21 protein-coding genes are annotated in these 21,734 nt (G+C 48.3%); 12 read left to right on the top strand and 9 right to left on the bottom strand.

Going from position 1 to position 21,734, the window contains the following annotated elements; all coding sequences use genetic code 11:
* Window positions 1-2 precede the first annotated feature (2 nt).
* A complete protein-coding gene (locus tag HGT71_RS09105; protein WP_214217492.1) occupies window positions 3-149 on the top strand; it encodes a hypothetical protein in 147 nt (48 codons plus the stop codon).
* Here the strand turns inward: HGT71_RS09105 and proP are convergent.
* The 3 genes from proP to HGT71_RS09090 form a co-directional block, all read right to left on the bottom strand.
* Window positions 117-1,622: a glycine betaine/L-proline transporter ProP gene (gene proP / locus HGT71_RS09100; RefSeq protein WP_214217539.1), complete on the bottom strand. Its 1,506-nt coding sequence runs from the start codon at window positions 1,620-1,622 to the stop codon at window positions 117-119. The genes HGT71_RS09105 and proP overlap by 33 nt on opposite strands.
* Before the next feature lie 105 nt (window positions 1,623-1,727).
* On the bottom strand, window positions 1,728-3,455 hold the full coding sequence (locus HGT71_RS09095; protein ID WP_214217491.1) for a thiamine pyrophosphate-dependent enzyme: 1,728 nt from the start codon (window positions 3,453-3,455) through the stop codon (window positions 1,728-1,730).
* Between the two features lie 74 nt (window positions 3,456-3,529).
* Window positions 3,530-4,777, bottom strand: a complete 1,248-nt coding sequence (locus HGT71_RS09090) for an aromatic amino acid transporter (protein WP_214217490.1) — start codon at window positions 4,775-4,777, stop codon at window positions 3,530-3,532.
* A 334-nt stretch (window positions 4,778-5,111) separates the two neighbouring features.
* On the opposite strand from HGT71_RS09090, the gene HGT71_RS09085 reads away from it, so the two are divergent.
* The 7 genes from HGT71_RS09085 to HGT71_RS09055 all read left to right on the top strand — a co-directional run bounded on the left by HGT71_RS09085 (window position 5,112) and on the right by HGT71_RS09055 (window position 10,693).
* The gene (locus HGT71_RS09085) at window positions 5,112-5,771 is read left to right on the top strand and encodes an OmpA family protein (protein ID WP_214217489.1); all 660 of its coding nucleotides are present in this window, start codon (window positions 5,112-5,114) and stop codon (window positions 5,769-5,771) included.
* 20 nt (window positions 5,772-5,791) lie between these two features.
* The gene (locus tag HGT71_RS09080; protein ID WP_214217488.1) at window positions 5,792-6,211 is read left to right on the top strand and encodes a DUF2382 domain-containing protein; all 420 of its coding nucleotides are present in this window, start codon (window positions 5,792-5,794) and stop codon (window positions 6,209-6,211) included.
* A gap of 9 nt (window positions 6,212-6,220) precedes the next feature.
* Window positions 6,221-7,006 carry a YsnF/AvaK domain-containing protein gene (locus HGT71_RS09075; protein WP_048913798.1) on the top strand — a complete coding sequence of 262 codons (786 nt, stop codon included), beginning with the start codon at window positions 6,221-6,223 and terminating at the stop codon, window positions 7,004-7,006.
* Window positions 7,007-7,049: 43 nt separating this feature from the next.
* Window positions 7,050-7,487 carry a hypothetical protein gene (locus HGT71_RS09070; RefSeq protein ID WP_214217487.1) on the top strand — a complete coding sequence of 146 codons (438 nt, stop codon included), beginning with the start codon at window positions 7,050-7,052 and terminating at the stop codon, window positions 7,485-7,487.
* A gap of 209 nt (window positions 7,488-7,696) precedes the next feature.
* Entirely contained in the window at window positions 7,697-9,079 is a 1,383-nt protein-coding gene (locus HGT71_RS09065; RefSeq protein ID WP_214217486.1) for a uracil-xanthine permease family protein, read from the top strand.
* Window positions 9,080-9,169: 90 nt separating this feature from the next.
* A complete protein-coding gene (locus HGT71_RS09060; RefSeq protein ID WP_214217485.1) occupies window positions 9,170-9,832 on the top strand; it encodes a YecA/YgfB family protein in 663 nt (220 codons plus the stop codon).
* A gap of 18 nt (window positions 9,833-9,850) precedes the next feature.
* On the top strand, window positions 9,851-10,693 hold the full coding sequence (locus HGT71_RS09055) for a GNAT family N-acetyltransferase (protein ID WP_214217484.1): 843 nt from the start codon (window positions 9,851-9,853) through the stop codon (window positions 10,691-10,693).
* 51 nt (window positions 10,694-10,744) lie between these two features.
* On the opposite strand, the gene rpoD is transcribed toward HGT71_RS09055, so the two are convergent.
* The 3 genes from rpoD to rpsU form a co-directional block, all read right to left on the bottom strand.
* Window positions 10,745-12,589 (bottom strand): RNA polymerase sigma factor RpoD, encoded by a 1,845-nt coding sequence (rpoD, locus tag HGT71_RS09050; RefSeq protein WP_214217483.1) that lies wholly within the window; start codon window positions 12,587-12,589, stop codon window positions 10,745-10,747.
* Window positions 12,590-12,816: 227 nt separating this feature from the next.
* Complete coding sequence (gene dnaG / locus HGT71_RS09045) at window positions 12,817-14,562, bottom strand: DNA primase (protein ID WP_214217482.1); 1,746 nt, start codon at window positions 14,560-14,562, stop codon at window positions 12,817-12,819.
* 122 nt (window positions 14,563-14,684) lie between these two features.
* A complete protein-coding gene (rpsU, locus tag HGT71_RS09040) occupies window positions 14,685-14,900 on the bottom strand; it encodes a 30S ribosomal protein S21 (RefSeq protein WP_001144069.1) in 216 nt (71 codons plus the stop codon).
* A gap of 279 nt (window positions 14,901-15,179) precedes the next feature.
* On the opposite strand from rpsU, the gene tsaD reads away from it, so the two are divergent.
* The gene (tsaD, locus tag HGT71_RS09035) at window positions 15,180-16,193 is read left to right on the top strand and encodes a tRNA (adenosine(37)-N6)-threonylcarbamoyltransferase complex transferase subunit TsaD (protein ID WP_214217481.1); all 1,014 of its coding nucleotides are present in this window, start codon (window positions 15,180-15,182) and stop codon (window positions 16,191-16,193) included.
* A gap of 23 nt (window positions 16,194-16,216) precedes the next feature.
* On the opposite strand, the gene plsY is transcribed toward tsaD, so the two are convergent.
* Complete coding sequence (gene plsY, locus HGT71_RS09030) at window positions 16,217-16,828, bottom strand: glycerol-3-phosphate 1-O-acyltransferase PlsY (RefSeq protein WP_214217480.1); 612 nt, start codon at window positions 16,826-16,828, stop codon at window positions 16,217-16,219.
* A 108-nt stretch (window positions 16,829-16,936) separates the two neighbouring features.
* Between plsY and folB the strand changes: the two genes are divergently transcribed.
* Together folB and bacA are read left to right on the top strand one after the other, a co-directional pair.
* A complete protein-coding gene (gene folB, locus HGT71_RS09025; RefSeq protein ID WP_214217479.1) occupies window positions 16,937-17,296 on the top strand; it encodes a bifunctional dihydroneopterin aldolase/7,8-dihydroneopterin epimerase in 360 nt (119 codons plus the stop codon).
* A 125-nt stretch (window positions 17,297-17,421) separates the two neighbouring features.
* Window positions 17,422-18,240 carry an undecaprenyl-diphosphate phosphatase gene (bacA, locus tag HGT71_RS09020; RefSeq protein ID WP_214217478.1) on the top strand — a complete coding sequence of 273 codons (819 nt, stop codon included), beginning with the start codon at window positions 17,422-17,424 and terminating at the stop codon, window positions 18,238-18,240.
* Between the two features lie 115 nt (window positions 18,241-18,355).
* On the opposite strand, the gene HGT71_RS09015 is transcribed toward bacA, so the two are convergent.
* The gene (locus HGT71_RS09015) at window positions 18,356-19,588 is read right to left on the bottom strand and encodes a multifunctional CCA addition/repair protein (RefSeq protein ID WP_214217477.1); all 1,233 of its coding nucleotides are present in this window, start codon (window positions 19,586-19,588) and stop codon (window positions 18,356-18,358) included.
* A 3-nt stretch (window positions 19,589-19,591) separates the two neighbouring features.
* Window positions 19,592-20,212: a TIGR04211 family SH3 domain-containing protein gene (locus HGT71_RS09010; protein ID WP_099822445.1), complete on the bottom strand. Its 621-nt coding sequence runs from the start codon at window positions 20,210-20,212 to the stop codon at window positions 19,592-19,594.
* A gap of 188 nt (window positions 20,213-20,400) precedes the next feature.
* On the opposite strand from HGT71_RS09010, the gene HGT71_RS09005 reads away from it, so the two are divergent.
* Window positions 20,401-21,723: a CYTH domain-containing protein gene (locus tag HGT71_RS09005; protein ID WP_214217476.1), complete on the top strand. Its 1,323-nt coding sequence runs from the start codon at window positions 20,401-20,403 to the stop codon at window positions 21,721-21,723.
* Window positions 21,724-21,734 lie beyond the last annotated feature (11 nt).

Genomic DNA, 21,734 nt, shown 5'->3' with positions numbered 1-21,734 from the left:
TCATGATTTTTTTGCTGGTAACTGAATGTTATGGTTGGGTGGCAAGCGCATTGGCTGGACTGAACGCCATCGCGATGCAAAAAAAACGGCTACTGAAGCTTAGCCGTTTGGGGGGATTAGTGATTAATCTTTGGATGTTGATCGACTAAGTTACGACGTTTTTGTTTTAACTCTTCTATTTCTTGGTCAATATCTTCAATTCGCTGCTCAATACCATCGTGGTGTTCTTGCAACAGCTCTTTTGCTTCTTCCAAAGAAGAGGCTGCAGGCGTTCCACCGTATAAAGGCTTATTAGCCGTCTCGCGCATGGTAACTCCGGTAATGGCACCGATAATACCGACCACCACTAAATACCAACCGGGCATATAAAGATTTCCGGTCGTTTCGACTAACCAAGCGGTGAGGGTTGGGGTGATACCTGCGATCAGAATCGAGATATTGTAGGTGCTGGCGAGTGCGCTATAGCGAACCTCGGTCGGGAACATCGCGGGTAGCGTCGACGCCATCACTCCAATCAAACAGTTAAGAATAATGGCTTGGATCAGGAGACCAAAAAATAGCGCCACTAAACTGTGCTGCGTGATCAGCATAAAGGAAGGAATCGAGAATAATACCATCGCCACACTACCAATAATGATAAAGGGACGGCGCCCAAATTTATCACTCAGCAGCCCCATGATCGGTTGCACAAAAAGCATGGCGACCATGATCACGACGATAATAAATACACCACTGTTTTCCGAGTAGTGTAAGTCGTGGCTGAGGTAGCTAGGGACATAGGTCAATAGCATGTAGTACGCCACGTTAGTGGTAATGACGATACCGATACAGGAAATAAGATTACGCCAGTGTTTACGGGCGACTTCTTTAAATGGAACGGAAGGCCCCTCGCTTAATCCTTGCTTAGATCCCTCTTCCAGTGATTCAACGTGTTTTTGGAATGCTGGGGTCTCTTCTAAGGCGTGGCGCAGGTACAGACCGATAAAACCCAGTGGCAGTGCCATGAAGAACGGAATACGCCATCCCCAGTCATTGAACGTTTCTTGACCTAAGATTGCGTTTAATAGTACGACGACACCCGCACCACAGATAAAACCGACTAGCGAACCGAAGTCGAGCCAACTTCCCATAAATCCGCGTTTTCGGTCGGGCGAGTATTCGGCGACAAAGATGGAAGCGCCGGTATATTCTCCGCCAACCGAGAATCCTTGTACCATCTTGGCAATCAACAGCAAGATGGGTGCCCAGATACCGATGGTGTTGTACGAAGGGATGAGGCCAATACAGAAGGTACTGAGCGTCATCAATATAATGGTCATGGCAAGAATTTGTTGTCGACCATATTTATCGCCCAGTCTGCCGAAAAACATTCCGCCAATCGGACGAACGATAAAGGGTACGGAGAAGGTGGCGAGTGCGGCGATGATCTGAATACCCGGTGAAGCATGAGGGAAGAAAACTTTACCCAAGACAGTGGCGACATACCCGTAGACACCAAAGTCAAACCATTCCATAGCGTTACCTAAGGCGGCGGCAGTGATTGCTTTTTTGAGTCGGCTGTCATCAATAATGGTGACATCACTCAGGCCAATAGGTTTTACTTTTTTTCGTTTAATTTTCAGCATAGGCTTTCCTTACGCAATTAAGACCCCGAAGAAATCAAAGTTATAAGCATAGACTACTCTCCCCAACGCGTCGCATTGGGGGGTGAATAATTAATCGAAGTGTTATTTACCGAGCTTCTGACTTATCTCACTGCCTACAAAGCTGGCGACATCGGCTAATCGGCCGTGGAATAACGCCTTGGTTGCGTACAGTGCCGTGTCGGCCACTTGTGTTAACGAGATTTCGGGCGGCATCACCAGCTCATTAGGATGGGTATGGACGTCTAACAGGGCGGGGCCGGGGTGAGCCAGAAAACGTGCTATGGCGTCTTCCAAGGTTTCGGCTTCTACCACTTTCTGGCTGTAGAGGCCGATGGCTCCGGCGACTTTGGCAAAGTTATCATTTTTTAGTTTGGTGTAATGATCAAGTAATCCTTCGACTTTCTGCTCAAGCTCGACGAAGTTTAATGACCCATTATTGATCACCACCAGTTTCACCGGTAATGCTTCTTGGACCAGCGTAAAGAGGTCGCCCAGAAGCATACTCAGTCCGCCATCTCCACAGAGGGCAATCACTTGTCGTTCAGGGAAAGCGACTTGTAGACCAATGGCTTGCGGCATTGCATTGGCCATCGTCCCGTGTAGCAGACTGGCGAGTGTCCGGCGGGTCCCTAAGCTATCGATATGACGTAAAAGCCAGACCATTGCTGACCCGCCATCGGCGGTAAAGAGAGCATCTTTGGCTGCATGTTGGTTAAGTAGGCTCACCAGATATTGTGGATGAATAGGGTGGCCGGTTGCGCGTTGTTCTTCTTTATGGCGACGCTTAACTGATTTATCGCGTACTTTAGCGATCTGCTGAAAAAACTGATCGTTACTCTGGGTGTCGACCAGCGGAAGCAGTGCGCTAAGGGTATCGCTGACTCGGCCTACGGCACCGAAGGCGATGGGATGGCGGCGGCCTAAATGCGTCGCTTGTTGGTCTATCTGGATAATGGTTGCGTGATCTGGATAGAACTGTGACCACGCGAAGTCTGCGCCGAGCAGTAATAAGACGTCGCATTGTTTGATTGCCTCGAATCCTGCCTCGCAGCCAAAGATCCCCGTCATGCCAACAGAATAGGGGTTATCGTATTCAATAAAGTCTTTACCCCGAGAGGTATTGACGATCGGCGCCTTGAGCTGGTCAGCTAAGGCGACTAAATCATCATGTGCCCCCTCGCAGCCCGCGCCAGCATAAATTGCGACACGCTTACCTTTATTCAGTAACGCAGCAATCGTCTGCAGCTCATGAGGGTTTGGAATCAATTGAGGTTGAGGTTGCCAGATTGTTTGGGTGACGGCGTGCGTTTTCGCTTTACTGATATCCACCGGGACGACAACAACGGCGACCCCACGCTGATTGAGCGCCGCTTGGCAAGCACGGCGAATTACTGCAGGAGCTTGGTCAGCAGTAAGGATCTGTTCGCAAAATACCGAGCAACTTTGGTAGACGGAGAGGAAGTCGACCTCTTGTGGGAAGTCATTACCGAGCAATTCACTACTGATCTGGCTGGCAAGCAGGATGACCGGTGCGCGATTACGATGGCTTTCAAATAAACCGTTAATAAAATGTAAGCCGCCCGGGCCGCAGGACCCCGCACAAGCGGTTAATCTATCGGTCATGAGGGCTTCTGCCCCGGCAGCAAAGCCTGCAACCTCTTCATGACGAACGTGCAGCCACTTTATGCTACTGCGACTCATTTCATCGGTAATGTAATTTAGCGTGTCGCCGACAACGCCGTAACAGTGTTGCACACCGGCTTTTTCAAGCTGTTCAATGATCAGTGAAGCGACTGAACGTTCAGACATGATAGACCCTCAATACAGATTTTAAATAAGTATAGTGCGGGTCTATCACTCTGCTCAGCGGTGAGCACGTATCCCTAAAAAAGAGGAATAAGATGCAGTTGACTACCTACCCAGGCAACGATATTGAGTAAACCGAACGCGACAACCAGCGTTATCGCGACCTGATAGCGTAGACGACGAGGTTCGCCCTGTGCGAAGCGAGAGTGGGCGTTCCATGCCAGCAGCGCCGGCGTAAAGAGCGCCCACAACGTCGCCAGCAGTCCGGCATAGCCGATGGCCAGTAAAAAGCCCTGAGGGAATAGGATCGAGGCGATTAACGGCGGACAAAAGGTGATCAGCGCGGTTTTTGCGCGTCCGGTTTTACTGTCAGTAAAACCAAGCTTATCGGCGACAAAATCGAACAGTCCGACAGTCACTCCTAAGAAAGAACAAATCACCGCGAAGTGCGAGAAGATATCCAGTAGCAGCCCAAGGGATTTTTGTGGAATTCGATCATGCATCGCTTGGATCAGCGCGTGTATATCGCCACCTTGCCGGCTAATTTCCGGAAAGTTTTGCCGCGGGATATTGCCCATGGTACAGGTCAACCAGAAAAGATAGATAACCAGCGCAAATAAGGTTCCGCCAATCAGTGCGCGTTTAACTTTGCGCTCATTACCTTGGTAGTAGCTGATGAGGCCGGTGATATTGCCGTGAAAGCCGAAAGAGGCCAGACAGAAGGGCACCACTGCTAATAAAAATGGCCAATAGGTTTCAGGATGCGAAAGAGCGTCTTGTGGTGTCAGCAGCTGTGATAGGTCAACATGATGGATGAGGCCACCGAATAGCATAAAGAACAGTAAAAGCTTAGCCACTAAGCACAGGGTGATGAGCCGACTTACCCCTTTAGTTCCTAGCCAGACGACAAGCCCTACCACTGCTGTGAGCAATCCCTTGGCTTCAGCGCCGTTTAGTCCAAGACCCAGCGTATTTAAGGATTGTTGGTATACAGGGCCGCTCGCTGAAATATAAGCATAGGTCAGGATACCCAACACAAAGATAATACTCAGACCATTGATCCTTCCCCACCATTTAGGGGTAAGTGCTTGGGTCAGCGTATCGTAACCGGCGCCGAGTGGAAAGTTGAGGCTCACTTTCATAAACAGCAGCCCGGATAACAGCATACAGAACCAACTCACCACCAACATTAACACTGACCAGCTATACCAAGCACCTGCCATCACCACTGGGAGTGTAAACATGCCTGCACCGGCAACGGTGCCACAGATTATCATTGCTCCCCAAGCACTGGATGGTGATGAGGCTTTGTTAGAAGGGGCCATCTGTACTCCTCAATGAGAACGCTAAAAGGCGCAGACTATAGCAGTTCTTCTGGCTGAGCACTAATAGAGAATAACTCACTCATTTCATTCATTTTTAATTAATTATTCTAATATTTCAACCCTACAGATAATTCTTAACTTAACTTTTTTTTAAAATATCTTTTACCGAAAGCTATTATTAATTTCATAGAGTTATGAATATTACGACCTAAAAGTGAAATTTTTGTTTCTTGATCTAATGCAAGCTTGTTCTAGGATTAATGTTAAGTTTACGGAATGCGAAACTTTTTATTTTTTAACTTTACACGATGAGTTGAATTAATTGAGGTGATTTATGGACAAAAGAACTGACAAGAAATTTGTGGACCCAGTCGTTGATCAGCAAATTATTAAGCAGAAGAAAGGCAAAGGAATTTGGTGGTTACTTTTAGCCATCATCATTATTATTCTTGCTATCTGGTTTAGTACCCAGCGAAATAATAACGATGCTGCCCCAGCACCTTCATCCTCTCCGTCGGCAATGTCCCAGCCTGCAGAACAACCAGCGGCTACAGACAACTCTACGCCACCTGCAGCACCTGCTGCCGACAGTGATAATGCGTTAACTGCCCTGCAACATTATTATGCAGGTGAAGGAAACGACGATAGCCAATGGATTGATTTAGACCAAGTGAGCTTCGCTACCGGTAACGCGACACCGTCAGTCACCGATGAGCAGTCTTTAAACCAAGTGGCGACCTTAATTAGTCAACATCCTGATCATAATATCGTGGTACGTGGTTTTACCGATAGCACGGGTACTGAGGCAATTAACCAACCTCTTTCGGGCCAACGTGCTAACGCGATTAAAGATTGGTTAACCCAACATGGCGTTGACGGCTCTAAAATCACCATTGATGGTCAAGGCGCAGATCATGTAGTGGCGAACAATGATACCGCTCAAGGTCGTGACCAAAACCGTCGAGTCGCGATTCAAGTGAAAGCGGCTCAATAAGCTATCGGGGAATAAGTGTGATGAGTTCTGATAAGCAACCAGAAATAAAGAACACTCCCAACGAACAGCCAGAGGAGTTGATTATTCCTCTGGTGGAAGAAAGAGTAGAAATTGAAAAGAAACAGTATGTTAAAAGTCAGTTTCAAGTTGAAAGAAAAACGGAAGCCAAGAAAGTCGATATTAACGAACAGTTAATCAGTCGGCAGGCAGAAATAAAACATGTCCCTATTGGTCAGTATATTTCTGATATTCCGCAAATACGTGAAGAGAATGGGGTGAAAATTATTCCCATCTTTGAGGAACACATAGAAATAGTGAAAAAAATATATCTTAAGGAGGAGATTAGAATAGAGAGTCATGAGAGTGTAAACGAATTTAAATCCGAAGAAACGCTGAAGTATCAGACCGTTTCACAAAAAAGAATATCCACCGATAAATGAGGTAAAAATATGTCTAGCGAAAAAATCGTCACATTATTTGATACAGTTGAACACGCACAAGCGGCTGAACGTAATCTCATTAAAGCTGACTTTAAAGAAAGCGATATCAGTGTGATCCATGGTCGTGACCTTGATAGTGACAGCACCGTTTTCAAAGATACGAGTATCTGGAAGCGCCTGTTTGGAAACGATGTTGAAGAAGAACATGCAGAGCTGTATAGCGAGGCCCTTCACAAAAATGGTGCTGTGTTAACAGTCGTTGCCCACGGTGAAGATGAGCATGCTAAAGCATTAGCTATCCTTAACCGTCATCAACTGGTCGATGTCCCAGCGAAAGCACGCGGTACTGAAACTGCCGCAGCACCTGTTGCACCGACGCCACGTGATACCCGTCCACACCTGACAGGCAATGAAACGAAAGATGAAATCCTGCAACTGGCGAAAGAAGAGCTAGAAGTGGGCAAGCGTTTGGTGAAAGAGGGTACTACCCGCATTCGCCGCTATGTAACGACTGAAGATGTTTCACAGAAGGTTAACCTTCGTGAGCAACACGCCGAAGTGGTGCGTAATTCAGTCAATCGCCCTGTGACAGGTCAGAACATCGACTGGAGTGAGAAAAGCGTCGTGGTCGATGAATTGGCGGAGAAGCCAGTCGTAAATAAAACCGCCCATGTCGTTGAAGAAGTGGTAGTGAAGAAAGTTAACACCAATCACGACGAAGAGATCAAAGACACTGTTCGTCAGCAGCATGCTGAAGTTGAGCGTCTACGCAACGAAGAAAATCTGAAGAAGTAATGCTTCAGTGAGTGACAGAACCCGGCGAAAGCCGGGTTTTTTTATGTTTTATTATCAAAGCGTAGTGTTATTGCCCGTAAAAGCTCTTGGTGAAAGGGTTGCACTATTTTTGGCGCAAAATCACGACTTAGCACAAAAAACGGTACTATTGGCTCGCGCAATACCACCTACCGACGGTCAACGGCTGGATGATGCGCTCTTGATGGAAATTAACGCGGAATCTCTTCGTAATCCTCGCTTATTGGCGATTTTACAACGAGCCGATCAGAAGATGAAACATGAGGCGACCACGATGATCCGTCGACATTTGCCGCAGGTCAGTGAAGAGGCTTTAGCCGATAGTTCTGAACTGATTGCGATTATCGTTGAGGGCGTCGAATTTCGTCGACTGTATGAACAAACTCCGGCGCAGCGTAAGCGACTCATGCAATGGTATAAGGCGTTATTTCTGGAGATTAATGCTGCCGCGCTGTCTCAGTAAATTGCCGCGCTTTGGTGCATAGGCAGTGAGCGATGCATAATCATCGTGCACTCCCTCCACTTACCGGGAGGGAGTATCGCTCGGTCTGATATTTTAGTTTCATAATTAACGCTTATATTTCAATCGATTATTTTTTAAATAAGGTGTTGTCGAGAATTTGGCCTAGAAATTGCAAAAATAATTTCATTGCCACTATTGGAGCCAAGACCATGGAACAGCCAACTCGCCAACATCAACTTCTCTACGGATTAAACGAGAAAATGCCTTTTACGGCGGGTCTGTTTACCGCGATCCAACATATTTTGGCGAGCATTGTTGGGGTCATTACGCCTCCTTTAATTATCGGCTCCACCCTAGGACTCAATAGCTACTTACCTTATTTAATTAGTATGTCGTTGTTTGCTTCGGGCTTAGGCACCATGGTGCAAGCCGGCCACTTTATGAAGGTTGGGGCGGGCATGATCTGTTTACAAGGCACCAGCTTTGCATTTTTAGGTGTCATCATTTCCGGTGGGCTGGCGATGAAACAGCAAGGGGCTTTACCTGAAGATATCTTGGCGATGATCTTTGGCTCGAGCTTAGTCGCCGCCTTGATCCCGATTATTGTCAGCCGTTTTATCCATCTTTTTGCTAAGATCCTGACGCCGCTGGTAACCGGTATTGTTATTGTATTAATAGGGATTAGCCTAGTAAAAGTGAGCATCACCGACTGGGGCGGCGGGGCAACGGCAACAGATTTCGGCGCGCCCTCACACTTAGTCCTTGGGGGGATTACCTTAGCGGTGATTATCGCCCTTAATTGCTGTAAATCGCCTTGGTTACGTCTCTCCTCTATTGTGAGTGGCATCGTGCTAGGTACCGCAATAGCGGCTTGGCAGGGAAGTTTCCACCCACAACTGGCACTCAATGGCCCGGCGATCACATTCCCTATTCCTTTTCGTTTTGGATTTGCCTTTAGCTGGAGCATGTTTATCCCCATCGCATTGGTGGCCTTGATTGCAATTATTGAAGCTATCGGCGATTTAACCGCTAATTGCATGATCGCCCAGCAGCCTCTTGAGGGGCCTGAGTTTACTCAACGTATCAAGGGCGGGATTATTGGCGACGGCGTCAGTTGCTTAATTGCGGCAACGTTTAACTCATTCCCTAATACGACCTTTGCGCAGAATAATGGGGTGATTCAGATGACCCAAGTGGCCAGCCGCTACGCTGGGTATTGGATAGGTGGGCTTTTACTGCTGCTCAGTTTCTTCCCCATGTTTAGCCATTTCTTACAACAGCTGCCTAAACCGGTACTGGGGGGGGCGACCTTGGTGATGTTCGGTAACGTGATTGCCGCCGGGATTCGTATTATGACCCGTGAAGCCTTGGACAACCGCAGTATGCTGATTATCGCAATTGCGTTTGGGGTAGGGCTGGGTATTGAGACGCAACCAGAGATTATTCGTGGTTTACCCGTCTTCTTACAAAGCTTGCTGCATGGTGCAGTGACCAGTGGCGGGCTGGTCGCGATACTGTTAAATATCGTGCTGCCTAAAGCCGGTTTGGCCCCTTTTAAGGCTAAAGTGTTGCCCGTCAGCCACGTGGAATAAGTCAGCTAAGTTTAGCGCGCTTATCGCTTCGCTGTTATGATAGAACTTTCAGGCGCTCCTTGCGCCTGTTGTTTTTGCGGAGAAGAGAAAATGAAACAAGGCCCCCTCACAGAAAACGAATTGCAATGGCTTGATGACACGCTAGAGCAGTATGCCAGTGAACATTCAGTGATTGATGTCTCCGAACTGGATGGCTACCTCACCGCTATTCTTTCTGCTCCGGTCGCGATTGAGCCTGAATTTTGGATGGTTGCGTTATGGGGCGGCGAAAAGCATATCCCACAATGGAAAACCACGCGTGAGCGCGATCGCTTTATGGATCTTACGTTCCAACATATGGCGGATATCGAAGAGCGCCTAGTGGATTTCCCTGAACAATTCGAACCACTTTTTGGTGAGCAAGAGCTGGAAGGCCAAAGCTTTACGGTTATCGGCGATTGGTGCTACGGCTATATGCGTGGTATCGGTCTCGCGCAGCTGCCGCCTGTCTCGGAGCAATTAGCGCCTGCATTCCAATTGATCGCCTTACATGGCGCCGAAGCGCAGGCTGAGGAAGTCAATGCCCTGACGGCGGAGCAGTTTGAACAGCATATTGAAGCCCTTCCGGCAGCCGTACTCGACCTGTATCAGTATTGGTCATTTCAGGCACAGCAAAATGCGCCACAACCGAAGATTGTCGAGACTAAAGTGGGTCGTAACGAGCCTTGTCCTTGCGGCAGTGGGAAAAAATTTAAGCAGTGCTGTCTTCATTAACGATCGAGGTCGCTTTCGATGCTAATACGCAGGTTAACTTATACTGATGCTGAAAAAGGGTTCCGTCTCACGCAACAATGTGGATGGCCCCATCGCTTGGTAGATTGGCAGTTATTGTTAACACTGGGCGAAGGCTATGCTATGGAACATGATGGCCAAGTCATCGGGACAGTTATGGCCTGGCGCTGGGGAGAACATTATGCCTCGGTGGGGGTCGTGGTGGTGGATAATGCTTGGCAAGGGAAGGGGATTGGAAAGCAATTAATGCAGACCCTAATGGCTGACTTTCCCGACCAGCAACTGCGACTGCATGCTACCCAACAGGGAGCCATACTGTATGAGAAATTGGGCTTCACGGCTCGCGGCACCCTATCACAGTTTCAAACCCCTCAACTTGCGTTGATCCCGCCACCGGTTTATCCCCAAGGCGTTGAGGTCAGGTTAGCCACGTCTGAAGATCGCTCGCAGGTCGAGCAGTTGGCTTATCGTGCAACTGGCATGCCTAGGCCGCAGCTCTACGACTATTTGCTTCATAAGCAGCGTATCTTTGTGTTGAGTGACTCGCAGGGAGAGATTGTGGGCTTTATGGGATGTCACCGCTTCGGCCGAGGATTCTCGCTTGGACCTTGCTATATCGACGATAGCAGTAGGCTAACAGTGCTTTTACAAGCCGTTTTGAGCCAGCTAACGGGTGAGTTCGTGCGGCTGGACATTGATGAGCGCCAGCTAGACGAAGCAGTGTTAATGCAGTGGGGCCTGCAACGGGTCGATATCCCTCAAATCATGGTCAGGGCCGGGCAGGTTCCCGCTTTTACACCAACCGCCATCGAAGTGACTGTTATGACGCCAGCCTTAGGCTAGGCGAAAAAAAAGCCCTTCACTAGGAAGGGCTTTTTATTACGCTAGGTTAGCTTATTCATCTAAGAAGCTGCGCAGGACTTCTGAGCGGCTTGGATGACGCAGCTTACGTAACGCTTTGGCTTCAATCTGACGAATACGCTCACGCGTGACATCAAACTGTTTACCGACTTCTTCAAGCGTATGGTCAGTGTTCATATCAATACCAAAACGCATACGCAGGACTTTCGCTTCACGGGCAGTCAGACCGGCCAACACATCGTGAGTGGCTGAGCGCAAGCTTTCTGAGGTTGCCGAATCGAGTGGCAGCTCAAGCGTGGTATCTTCAATGAAATCACCTAAGTGCGAATCTTCATCATCACCAATCGGTGTTTCCATGGAGATTGGCTCTTTAGCAATTTTTAACACCTTACGGATCTTATCTTCAGGCATTAGCATGCGTTCAGCTAACTCTTCTGGAGAAGGTTCACGCCCCATCTCTTGCAGCATTTGCCGTGAAATACGGTTTAGCTTGTTGATGGTCTCAATCATATGTACCGGGATACGAATGGTACGCGCTTGGTCAGCGATCGAACGCGTAATCGCTTGTCGAATCCACCAAGTTGCGTAAGTTGAGAACTTATAGCCGCGACGGTATTCGAATTTGTCCACTGCCTTCATCAAGCCGATGTTACCTTCCTGAATCAGATCCAAGAATTGTAAGCCACGGTTGGTATACTTTTTCGCAATAGAGATAACAAGACGTAAGTTTGCTTCGACCATCTCTTTCTTCGCACGGCGGGCTTTTGCTTCACCGATTGACATACGACGGTTGATATCTTTCACTTGTTCGATAGTCAGGCCTGTCTCAGCTTCAATCTGAACCAACTTCTGTACAAAACGTTGGATCTCTTCTTCGTTCAGTTTCAGTGTTTCGCCCCAAGGTTTTTTCATCGCCAGTGCGGCTTCAAACCAGGTTGGGCTAGTTTCGTTACCCGTAAACAGGGTAATGAAGTTCTTTTTCGGCATTTTGCTGAGTTCAACACAGATCTTCATGATAGTACGTTCTTGCAGGCGAACGCGGTCCATCATTTGACGCATGTTGTTGACGAGATAATCGAATTGTTTTGGCACTAAACGGAACTGCTTAAAGACTTCAGAAAGATTATTGATTTCTGCAACAGCGTCTTTGTGGCTACGTCCTTTAGCTTTGATCACATCACGAGTTGTCTCGTATTGGGTACGGAGTTCAGTGAATTTCTCACGTGCCAGCTCTGGATCGATGGAGTTATCGTCTTCGCTGTTATCGTCGTCGCCATTTTCGTCTTCATCTTCGTCATCATCGCGGTCTTCTTCAGACAGCTCAGAGCCGACATGGGTCGCAGTAGGGGCGATGTCTTCTTCAGCGTTAGGATCAACGAATCCTGTAATAATATCGGAGAGTCTTGCTTCTTCAGCTTCCACTCGGTCGTACTGTTCCAGCAAGTAAGTAATCGCTTCTGGATATTCAGCAACCGAACATTGCACTTGGTTAATCCCATCTTCGATACGCTTTGCGATATCGATTTCACCTTCACGGGTTAACAGTTCAACGGTACCCATCTCACGCATGTACATGCGTACTGGGTCAGTGGTACGGCCAATTTCCGATTCAACACTGGACAGCACCTGAGCAGCCGCTTCTGCAGCATCTTCGTCAGTATCTGTGCTGTTTTCATTTAGCATCAAGTCATCGGCATCAGGCGCTTCTTCCACAACCTGAATACCCATGTCGTTGATCATCTGAATGATGTCTTCAATCTGATCGGAGTCGACAATATCTTCCGGCAGATGGTCATTGACCTCAGCATAGGTCAGATAGCCTTGCTCCTTACCACGGGTGACAAGTAGCTTGAGCTGTGACTGCGGGTTTTGCTCCATAAGACGGTATCCACACTTCTGTTAGTATAAAGAGGTAATTGGCAGAACCAATTAAACTGTAAAGGCGTTTAAGGGGCTGCAGCCTTTGCGCAGCAACGGGCATCAGCCCTCAATAATCGGCACTTAAGCCGCAGGATATAAGTACTTTCGCAATTCTGTAACTGTCATTATAGTGCCGCTCTGTCAATTATGTCAGAGTGATGACACAATCTTTGCCAAGATTCTGGCTATTTTTTCGCTAATGCGGTGACAAGCGCTTGTAACTCTTGTCGTTCTGTTTTGCTCAATCCCGCGGTACGTTCGCGAGCGATCAGCGATTCTAAACGCTGTTCAAGGGCAATATTGTAAATACTGGCAAGAGAGTCGATAAATACGGCCTCAACTTCTTCATCCACTATCATATGGTGCCAAGTTGCCAGTGTTTCAAGGGTTGGGCGCAATTCGTTATCACGATAATGCTCCACTATTTGTCCAGTAGTGATCCCTGGGTGTGCCGTACAGAAGGTCACGAGTTCAACAAACAGTGGTAACCCTGGTAAATTAACGTCTTTTAGTGCATCCAAAACCGGTACGGCACTGACTAAGCTCGGGCGCTGGAGTAATAATGCAATCAGCACTCGCATAGTGGTACGCTTCAACGTGGGAGCTGGCGTTGAGCCTTGAGTCGCTCCCTGTTGCGGCAGCAACTTCTCTAATTGCTGATCGTCCAAGATACCGAGCTTTTGTCCCAGCACTTGCCGCAGGTAAATCCGTAATGTTCCGCCGGGAACTTGGTTAATCAACGGTATAGCAAGATGGCTCAACCTTGCTCTTCCTTCACGACTGCTGAGGTCAACCTGCGGTAATAAGGTATCAAACAGGAAATCAGACAGGCTGGTCGCGTGGTTAATCCGTTGTTCAAACGCCGCCTTACCCTCTTTACGAATCAGCGTGTCGGGGTCTTCTCCATCCGGCAGAAACATAAATTTCAATTGCCGCCCATCGTTAAGATAGGGCAGGGCTGTTTCGAGTGCCCGCCAAGCTGCTTCACGTCCCGCTCGGTCACCATCGTAGCAGCAGACAATATTCTCCGTATTTCGGTAGAGTAATTGAATGTGTTCACTGGTGGTTGAGGTCCCGAGCGAGGCAACAGCGTAGTCAACACCATATTGCGCTAAGGCGACAACATCCATATACCCTTCTACGACTAGAATATGGGCTAGAGCGTTATGGGCCTGGCTTACTTCATACAGGCCATAAAGCTGGCGACTTTTATGGAAAATCGAGGTCTCGGGCGAGTTTAAATACTTAGGGACTTCATCGTTAAGTACGCGCCCACCAAAGCCAATCACTCGGCCACGTTTATCACGGATTGGAAACATAATGCGATCACGAAAGCGGTCATAATGCTGACCATTCTCTTTGGTGACCAACATACCGGCTTCGACTAAAGATTGCCGATCGTCATTATTTTTACCAAATCGTTTAAGCGCATTGTCCCATCCAGCGGGAGCATAACCAATCGCAAATTGCGAGGTGACTGCCGCGCTGAGACCTCGTTTTTCGAGATACTCTGCAGCCGATGAGGAGGTCGATTGGGCGAGTGCCTGTTGATAAAACTGGCTTAATCCATCCAGTAATTGATACAGGCTCTGCCGTTTATGACGCTCCATCGGCGTCGCGGATTGCCCGGTTTCGTGAGGAACCTCTAAGCCATGTAAGGTGGCTAATTCTTCGATCGTTTCGACAAAGTCGAGTCGGTCAAAGTTCATCAAGAAATCGATAGCATTTCCGTGTGCACCACAGCCGAAGCAATGGTAAAACTGCTTGTCGCCGTTGACAGTAAAAGAGGGTGTTTTTTCATTATGGAAGGGGCAGCAAGCGTGAAAGTTTTTACCTTGTTTCTTGAGGCGTACTCGCGCATCGACGATGTCGACAATGTCGGTTCGCGCTAACAAGTCATTGATAAAACTACTTGGTATTCTACCAGCCATGACACCTGTTTTTTATGCTTACAAACGACAATAAGCCGCGCTTCCTTTCGGAAAGCACGGCCTGATACTTGACTCGGTCTGCGTAAATTACGCAATGGAGAAGAAAACTTCTCCGATACTACTTAGTACAGACGAGTGCGGCGTGCGTTTTCGCGAGCCAGTTTTTTGGCGTGACGCTTAACTGCAGACGCTTTAGCGCGCTTACGCTCAGTCGTAGGTTTTTCATAAAACTCACGACGACGAACTTCAGCCAGAACGCCTGCTTTTTCACAGGAACGCTTGAAGCGACGTAGTGCTACGTCAAATGGCTCGTTTTCACGTACTTTAATTACCGGCATGTAACTCTCACCTCGATAAATTCGATTTCGACTGGCTGTCTCGCCAGCATATTTCAAAATGGTGCAGCATTTTACTTCAGCATGACCTGTAAAGTAAAGCACCATGAACAATTTCAAACCAACGGAACAATGCCTGTGCAGTGGATGCCGGTTTTAGGAAGGCGCAAATTATAGCCTAAACTCGCCGGCAAGGTCGATAATTATTTAATTGCGCTGCTTTGCATTCTTCGCATAAAGGTAGGCTGTGTTACACTGCGGCCAATGAGTGAGGGGAAAATCATGCGTGTATTAGGTATAGAAACATCTTGCGATGAGACCGGCGTTGCCATCTATGATGAAACAGCGGGACTGCTCGCCAATCAACTTTATAGCCAAGTGGAGTTGCATGCCGATTATGGCGGCGTGGTCCCCGAACTGGCTTCCCGCGACCACGTTCGCAAATTACTGCCACTGATCGATGCGGCGTTACAAGAGGCGCAGCTGACCCACAACGATATCGATGCGGTCGCTTATACAGCGGGGCCGGGATTAGTGGGAGCCTTAATGGTAGGCGCAACCGTTGGGCGCTCACTGGCGTTCGCTTGGAATGTTCCTGCGGTAGCCGTTCATCATATGGAAGGCCATTTACTGGCACCGATGCTTGAAGAAACGCCCCCCTCATTTCCATTTGTTGCACTCTTAGTGTCGGGCGGTCACACCCAGCTCATTAGCGTTACGGCGATCGGCGAGTATCAATTACTCGGTGAATCTATCGACGACGCAGCGGGCGAAGCCTTTGATAAAACGGCAAAACTATTGGGCTTGGATTACCCCGGTGGCCCGCGCCTAGCCAAGATGGCGGCAACCGGTACGGTGGGGCGGTTTACCTTTCCACGACCAATGACCGATCGCCCTGGCCTCGATTTCAGTTTTTCTGGCCTTAAAACCTTTGCCGCCAACACGATACGGGCTAATCCTAGCGATGCGCAGACGCATGCTGATATTGCCCGGGCTTTCGAAGATGCAGTCGTCGATACCTTACTAATTAAATGTAAGCGCGCACTGCAGCAGACTGGCTTTAAAAACTTGGTCATTGCTGGGGGCGTCAGCGCAAACCAAAATCTGCGCGAAAAATTATCTACGATGATGACAGGACGTGGGGGAGAGGTCTTTTATGCCCGTCCCGCTTTTTGTACCGATAATGGTGCAATGATCGCCTATGCAGGCATGGTGCGGTTAAAGGCAGGCTGTACGGCGGATACTCGAATTACCGTACGTCCAAGATGGCCATTGTCAGAGCTGACGCCAATTTAACTGTGACAACCCGGCTTGCCGGGTTATTTTTTGTTCAGGCGAAACCAGCGACGCTTCAGTAATTTCTTTTCATCGCCACGCCAGAGTCGCTGAATATTTTCGTGGTGACGCAATAAGATAAGACAGGAAAGCATGGCAACCGGAAAGGTGAACTGCGGCTTAAACCACCACACATAAAACGGCGCAACTAACGCACTTAGGATTGCAGCCAGAGAAGCATAACCGCTCAAGAAGACGGTTAATAGCCACGTGCCGATTAATAGAAGACTAAGATCTAAGCCAACAGGGGCGATGGCCCCTAACGCTGTCGCGACACCTTTTCCCCCTTGGAAGTTAAAAAAGACAGGATAGATATGGCCTAGACAGGCCGCAATCGCAACTAAGCCTAGATTCATTGAGGAAAGGTGTAAGTGGTAGGCTAGCCAGACGGGGAGCATGCCTTTGATGATATCAAACAGAAGCACGCTAAGCGCGGCAACGCGGCCCCCTATACGTAATACGTTAGTCGCCCCAGGATTACCAGAGCCGCTAAGACGAGGATCAGGTAAGCGTGCGATTTTACAGATCACGATAGCGCTTGATATCGATCCACAAAGGTAGGCAAATATAATCATTCCTACGGCGATAGCTGTCATAATAATCCCACCTAACAGGTGTACAGTCGTTAGCGATAGCTAAGATAATACGCATAATTATCGGTAAGTGGTATCACCGAGGCATCATTAAACAAAGAGAGTTGAGAGATGGATAGTGTTTTTATTGAGCAGTTAACCGTATTTACCACGATCGGTGCGTTCGAGTGGGAACAACAGATTACGCAGAAGCTGGTTCTCGACATTGAGCTTGCTTGGGATAATCGCCACGCAGCGAAGAGTGATGATGTCAACGACTGCCTAAGTTATGCAGAGGTTGCCCAACGCGTTCTCGCTCATCTTGAAAACCAGCGTTTTGCATTAGTCGAACGTGTGGCTGAAGAAGTTGCCGAGCTTTTGATGCGCGAGTTCGCCACACCGGGTGTTCGAATTACCGTTAATAAACCGGGAGCCGTCGCCCAGGCGCGCAGCGTAGGCGTGAAAATTGCGCGGGGTGTTTTCTCTCAATAATTAAATATAAATCAGAGAGAAACTTTTATTCACACCGAAGGTCATATTTTTTTAATCGCTACAACTTATTAAAATTACTCATAAAATTTATTTTTTATTTTTGGTCATGACAAGAGGAATTGGTAATGATAGACGTTCACCCATTGGGTGTGGCGACGCTGCTTGGTATCGTCGAGGGGTTAACTGAATTTCTTCCGGTTTCATCGACTGGGCATTTAATTATCGTAGGGCATCTCTTAGGATTTCAGGGCGACAAGGCTGAAACCTTTGAAATCGTTATCCAGCTAGGATCGATTCTCGCGGTTGTCGTCATGTTCTGGCGTCGTCTGTTTGGATTAATCGGTATCCACTTTGGAAAATTCCCGCATGAGGGGACTGCAACAGGTCGGTTATCGCTGATCCATATACTTTGTGGGATGGTGCCTGCTGTCGTCTTAGGATTAGTGCTTCACGATAAAATCAAAGCCTTATTTACTCCCCAGAATGTCTTCTATTCGCTGATTGCTGGCGGTATTTTATTAATCGTTGCGGAATGGCTAAAGCCAGCGAAACCGAAAGCAGTAGGTATTGATGATATTTCCTATCGACAAGCCTTTCTTATTGGCTGTTTTCAATGCTTAGCGTTATGGCCGGGTTTTTCTCGTTCAGGCTCCACGATCAGTGGCGGATTGCTAGTAGGCGTTAGCCGTTTTGCAGCCTCTGAGTTCTCTTTTTTACTCGCGGTTCCTATGATGATTGGCGCGACCGGCCTTGATTTGGTGAAGAGTATTGGATTTTTATCCGTTAGCGATTTACCGATGTTTGCCACCGGGTTTATTGCCGCCTTCTTAGTCGCTTTATTAGCGATAAAAGCTTTCTTGACCGTTATTAAGCGTATCTCTTTTATTGCCTTTGCGTTCTATCGATTCTTTGTGGCATTACTTGTGTGGTATGTGTTTATGTAAAAGGTGGGAGACTTTACTAACAAGTAAAGTTTACATATAGAAGGAAGAAAGAGCGCTTTCTAGAAAATGGATAGCGCTCTTTTTTATCTTAAATGAAGTCAAGGCAGTTAAAGCATTAGCATTTTACTCTCTTCGCCCTAAAACCCTCTACCGCCGTAATACGTTGTCGGGTTAATTCCTCTCGCACCGCTTTACCCGTGAATCCCGCGGCCACAATTGGCCCGACATTGACTGCTTGGGCTACAGCAAAAAGTTGTCGTAACTGCTCAGCCTGAGGGTAGGCTCTCTCTTGCCAGCCGAGGCGGCCCCGGACATCGGCTTCGCTGACTAGCGCCAGTTGCGCGACACGTTCAGGTTTACGCCATGCATCGAGCTGGTCGAATAGCGACACTAAACGCTCTGCGGAATATTTCTCGACGCTGTGGACAATATCGTGGAATTCAGTGACCAGCCGGGCGATATCGCGGTAATGGTTGGGGACCTTTAACCGTTGGCATAGGGCCTCGATAAGCGGAACCCCTGCAGCACCATGCCCGGGATGTGAGGGCCATAATTCAGCAGGGGTTAATCCTTTACCGACATCATGAAATAAAGCCGAAAACCGCAGGGCAGGATCATCGGTTAATTGCGTCGCCATATCCAGTGACATCAGGCTATGCACCCCTGTATCGATTTCTGGATGCCACTTGGCGGGCGCGGGGACACCAAATAGCGCATCGAGCTCAGGAAAGAGTACCGCTAGCGCCCCACATTGGCGTAATACTGAGAAGTAAGTCGAGGGGGAGTCGCTTGATAGCGCCTTTTCCGTCTCTTTCCAGACTCGCTCATACGTCAAATAGGCCAGCTCACCGCTCTGAGTGATCTGCTGCATAAGCGTCAAGGTCTCGTCAGCAATAGAGAACCCGAGTGGGGCGAATCGCGCGGCAAACCGAGCGACTCTTAAAACGCGTAACGGATCTTCGATAAAGGCTGCCGAGACATGTCTCAGTAAACGTTGTGCTAAATCTTGCTGGCCGTGCCAAGGGTCGATAATCGTCCCGTCGGCGTCTTGCGCCATCGCATTGATGGTCAGATCGCGGCGCTGCAGATCGTCCTCAAGCGTGACTTCCGGTGTAAAACGCGTATCAAAACCGGTATAACCGCTACCGGTTTTGCGCTCGGTACGGGCAAGGGCATATTCTTCGTGAGTGGTCGGATGGAGAAATACCGGAAAATCACGACCCGCTTGCTGATAGCCCTGTGCTAACAGTGCATCGGGGGTCGCGCCAACCACCACCCAATCACGGTCAGTCACCGGTAACCCAAGTAATCGGTCTCTGACCGCGCCGCCCACAAGATATTTTTGCACTAATTACATCCAACGATTTTTATTTTTACGACGAGGGATCATGTGGGGTAAAAAGAGACCGAAGATTAAGCCGATTCCCAATACACCGCCACCGTATAAGAACCACTGCATGATAATTGCGCGTTGCTTATCGTCAAGCTGTACGTTCGCGGCATCGACTTTTTTCTGTGCGACAATTAATGCATTCTTTAAGCGCTGGTTTTCATCTTTCAATTGGTTGATAGCACCGTCGCTGCCGGCCACTTTTTGTTGCATTTCTGCCGTGCGCTGATTCCAGCTATTATCGATATTCGCCAGTTTATCGCTAAGTGTTTTAACCTGTTGTTCTAATTGGGGAACGCGGACTTTAAAGCTGGGGTTATCACTCAGTTGTGCTTCAGGGATCCAGGTTGTGCGGCCTTGTTGATCGCGGATCTGCGCATAATGGGTCTCTGGGTTGGTGCTAAGGAGGGTGACTGCTTCCCCTGCATTCACTTGCCCGACTAAGCGGTATTGATTCCCTGGACCGCTGCGAACCCACGTAGAAAGATCATCCGAGATATATCGGGTAGTTTCTGCGTGAGCGAGTGTGACCGATTGGCCGAGTGTAAGCAGTAAGCAACCTGCAAAAATTATTTTTTTCATTGGATGACAGTTCTAATAGTAAGTGTCGCCACAGTCTGTAGGCGTCAAGTTGTGTTATAAATGAGAAATTTCCTGTTCTCCCCACCGCAGGATCCTAACAAATCAGAGACAGCACGTCTTTAGTGGATTACCCTGCAGGGCAATAACAGTGAAAGATCTCGCACCAAAAGAGTAGTAACAGGATAACTATGACCATTGAAATCGAACTAAAGTTTCTTCTCGACCCTAATCAAATTGATGTTGTCACACAGCAGCTGACGCACTATCCGCATCGTCACGCGTCGCCGACACTACTGGCTAACCATTATTATGAGACAGCAGATAACCAATTGCGTCGTTGGGACATGGGATTACGCGTCAGAGGGAAGGATGGTCATTTTGAGATGACGTTAAAAACTGCGGGTCAAGAGATCGGTGGGTTACATCAACGACCGGAATATAATGTTGCGCTGAACGACAGCCAACTCGATATTCACCTATTACCCGAAGATGTCTGGCCAGCGGGCACCGATCTTGCTGCACTACAGCAGCGTCTCACCCCCCTTTTTAGTACTGATTTTACCCGAGAAAAGTGGGTCATCACCTATGGCGAGAGTGAGATCGAAGTCGCCTTGGACCAAGGATCCGTCAGCGCGGGGGATCAGAGTACACCTTTATTAGAACTGGAGCTTGAGCTGCTACAGGGCAAGCGTGCCGATATTTTTGCCTTAGCCAACGAATTGGTGAACAACGGTGGCGTGCGTCTAGGGTGGCAAAGTAAAGCCGCACGAGGCTATGGATTAGCACAGGGGAGTGGTTTACCCACTGCAGAACCCCTGGCACAGCTAAGCGTTAAACCTAAAGCAAGCTGCGAACAGGGTCTGACAGCCTTGCTTAGTGGCTTGGTCGGTCGCTGGCAGCTACTGGAATCGCACTGGATTGCCGGCGATAAACAGATGCCAACGTTACTCCTGCAAACGCTACTGGCGATTCGTGAAACCTTCTCGCTTTTCGGAGGGCTTATCCCCCGCTCAGTTAGCAGTGAGATCCGTCAACAATTACTTACGTTGGATCAGGCGTTACAGCAGAAAAAACCGGAAGCTTCAGTGCTTTGCTTCTCCACTGATTGGGTCATCGCCCAGCTTAAACTGACCGAACTGATTGTTGAACAGCAATGGCGTCAATCCATTAATGCACGACAACTCAAACGGTTAGAAAGCTCGTTTAAACGATTTTGTGATGTGATGTTAAGCCGTTGTGCCGCAGAATTACATGATCTTGCAGCAGAAACACTTATTCCCAATCAAGCGAGTACCACCTTATTAAGGCTCGATAAATTAACGATTGCGATAGGATTATTAAGCAGTGCTTATCCATCAGCGCAAGTCGATGATTGGTTAGCGCCGTGGCTACTCGCCAGACAACATCTTATCGCTGGCGGTCAAGAGGTACTCCGCTTACCCCTTCCATCGCGGCCATTATCGCCATTTTGGTTGACGAGTAATACTGCGAAAGACTCACTTAATCACTAAGAGAGAAAATT

It is taken from the genome of Rosenbergiella epipactidis, from assembly GCF_018494055.1.
In the GTDB taxonomy this organism is placed as follows: Bacteria; Pseudomonadota; Gammaproteobacteria; order Enterobacterales; family Enterobacteriaceae; genus Rosenbergiella; species Rosenbergiella epipactidis.
This window is presented reverse-complemented; position numbering and strand designations above follow the sequence as displayed.

Bases quoted from the DNA above. Each gene is read 5' to 3' on its own strand.
- HGT71_RS09070 (WP_214217487.1), top strand. From the start codon at position 7,050: ATGTTTTATTATCAAAGCGTAGTGTTATTGCCCGTAAAAGCTCTTGGT.
- plsY (WP_214217480.1), bottom strand. From the start codon at position 16,828: ATGACAGCTATCGCCGTAGGAATGATTATATTTGCCTACCTTTGTGGA.
- HGT71_RS09075 (WP_048913798.1), top strand. From the start codon at position 6,221: ATGTCTAGCGAAAAAATCGTCACATTATTTGATACAGTTGAACACGCA.
- HGT71_RS09010 (WP_099822445.1), bottom strand. From the start codon at position 20,212: ATGAAAAAAATAATTTTTGCAGGTTGCTTACTGCTTACACTCGGCCAA.
- rpsU (WP_001144069.1), bottom strand. From the start codon at position 14,900: ATGCCGGTAATTAAAGTACGTGAAAACGAGCCATTTGACGTAGCACTA.
- HGT71_RS09105 (WP_214217492.1), top strand. From the start codon at position 3: ATGATTTTTTTGCTGGTAACTGAATGTTATGGTTGGGTGGCAAGCGCA.
- HGT71_RS09085 (WP_214217489.1), top strand. From the start codon at position 5,112: ATGGACAAAAGAACTGACAAGAAATTTGTGGACCCAGTCGTTGATCAG.
- bacA (WP_214217478.1), top strand. From the start codon at position 17,422: ATGATAGACGTTCACCCATTGGGTGTGGCGACGCTGCTTGGTATCGTC.
- folB (WP_214217479.1), top strand. From the start codon at position 16,937: ATGGATAGTGTTTTTATTGAGCAGTTAACCGTATTTACCACGATCGGT.
- HGT71_RS09095 (WP_214217491.1), bottom strand. From the start codon at position 3,455: ATGTCTGAACGTTCAGTCGCTTCACTGATCATTGAACAGCTTGAAAAA.
- HGT71_RS09060 (WP_214217485.1), top strand. From the start codon at position 9,170: ATGAAACAAGGCCCCCTCACAGAAAACGAATTGCAATGGCTTGATGAC.
- HGT71_RS09065 (WP_214217486.1), top strand. From the start codon at position 7,697: ATGGAACAGCCAACTCGCCAACATCAACTTCTCTACGGATTAAACGAG.
- tsaD (WP_214217481.1), top strand. From the start codon at position 15,180: ATGCGTGTATTAGGTATAGAAACATCTTGCGATGAGACCGGCGTTGCC.
- HGT71_RS09005 (WP_214217476.1), top strand. From the start codon at position 20,401: ATGACCATTGAAATCGAACTAAAGTTTCTTCTCGACCCTAATCAAATT.
- HGT71_RS09055 (WP_214217484.1), top strand. From the start codon at position 9,851: ATGCTAATACGCAGGTTAACTTATACTGATGCTGAAAAAGGGTTCCGT.
- HGT71_RS09080 (WP_214217488.1), top strand. From the start codon at position 5,792: ATGAGTTCTGATAAGCAACCAGAAATAAAGAACACTCCCAACGAACAG.
- dnaG (WP_214217482.1), bottom strand. From the start codon at position 14,562: ATGGCTGGTAGAATACCAAGTAGTTTTATCAATGACTTGTTAGCGCGA.
- HGT71_RS09090 (WP_214217490.1), bottom strand. From the start codon at position 4,777: ATGGCCCCTTCTAACAAAGCCTCATCACCATCCAGTGCTTGGGGAGCA.
- rpoD (WP_214217483.1), bottom strand. From the start codon at position 12,589: ATGGAGCAAAACCCGCAGTCACAGCTCAAGCTACTTGTCACCCGTGGT.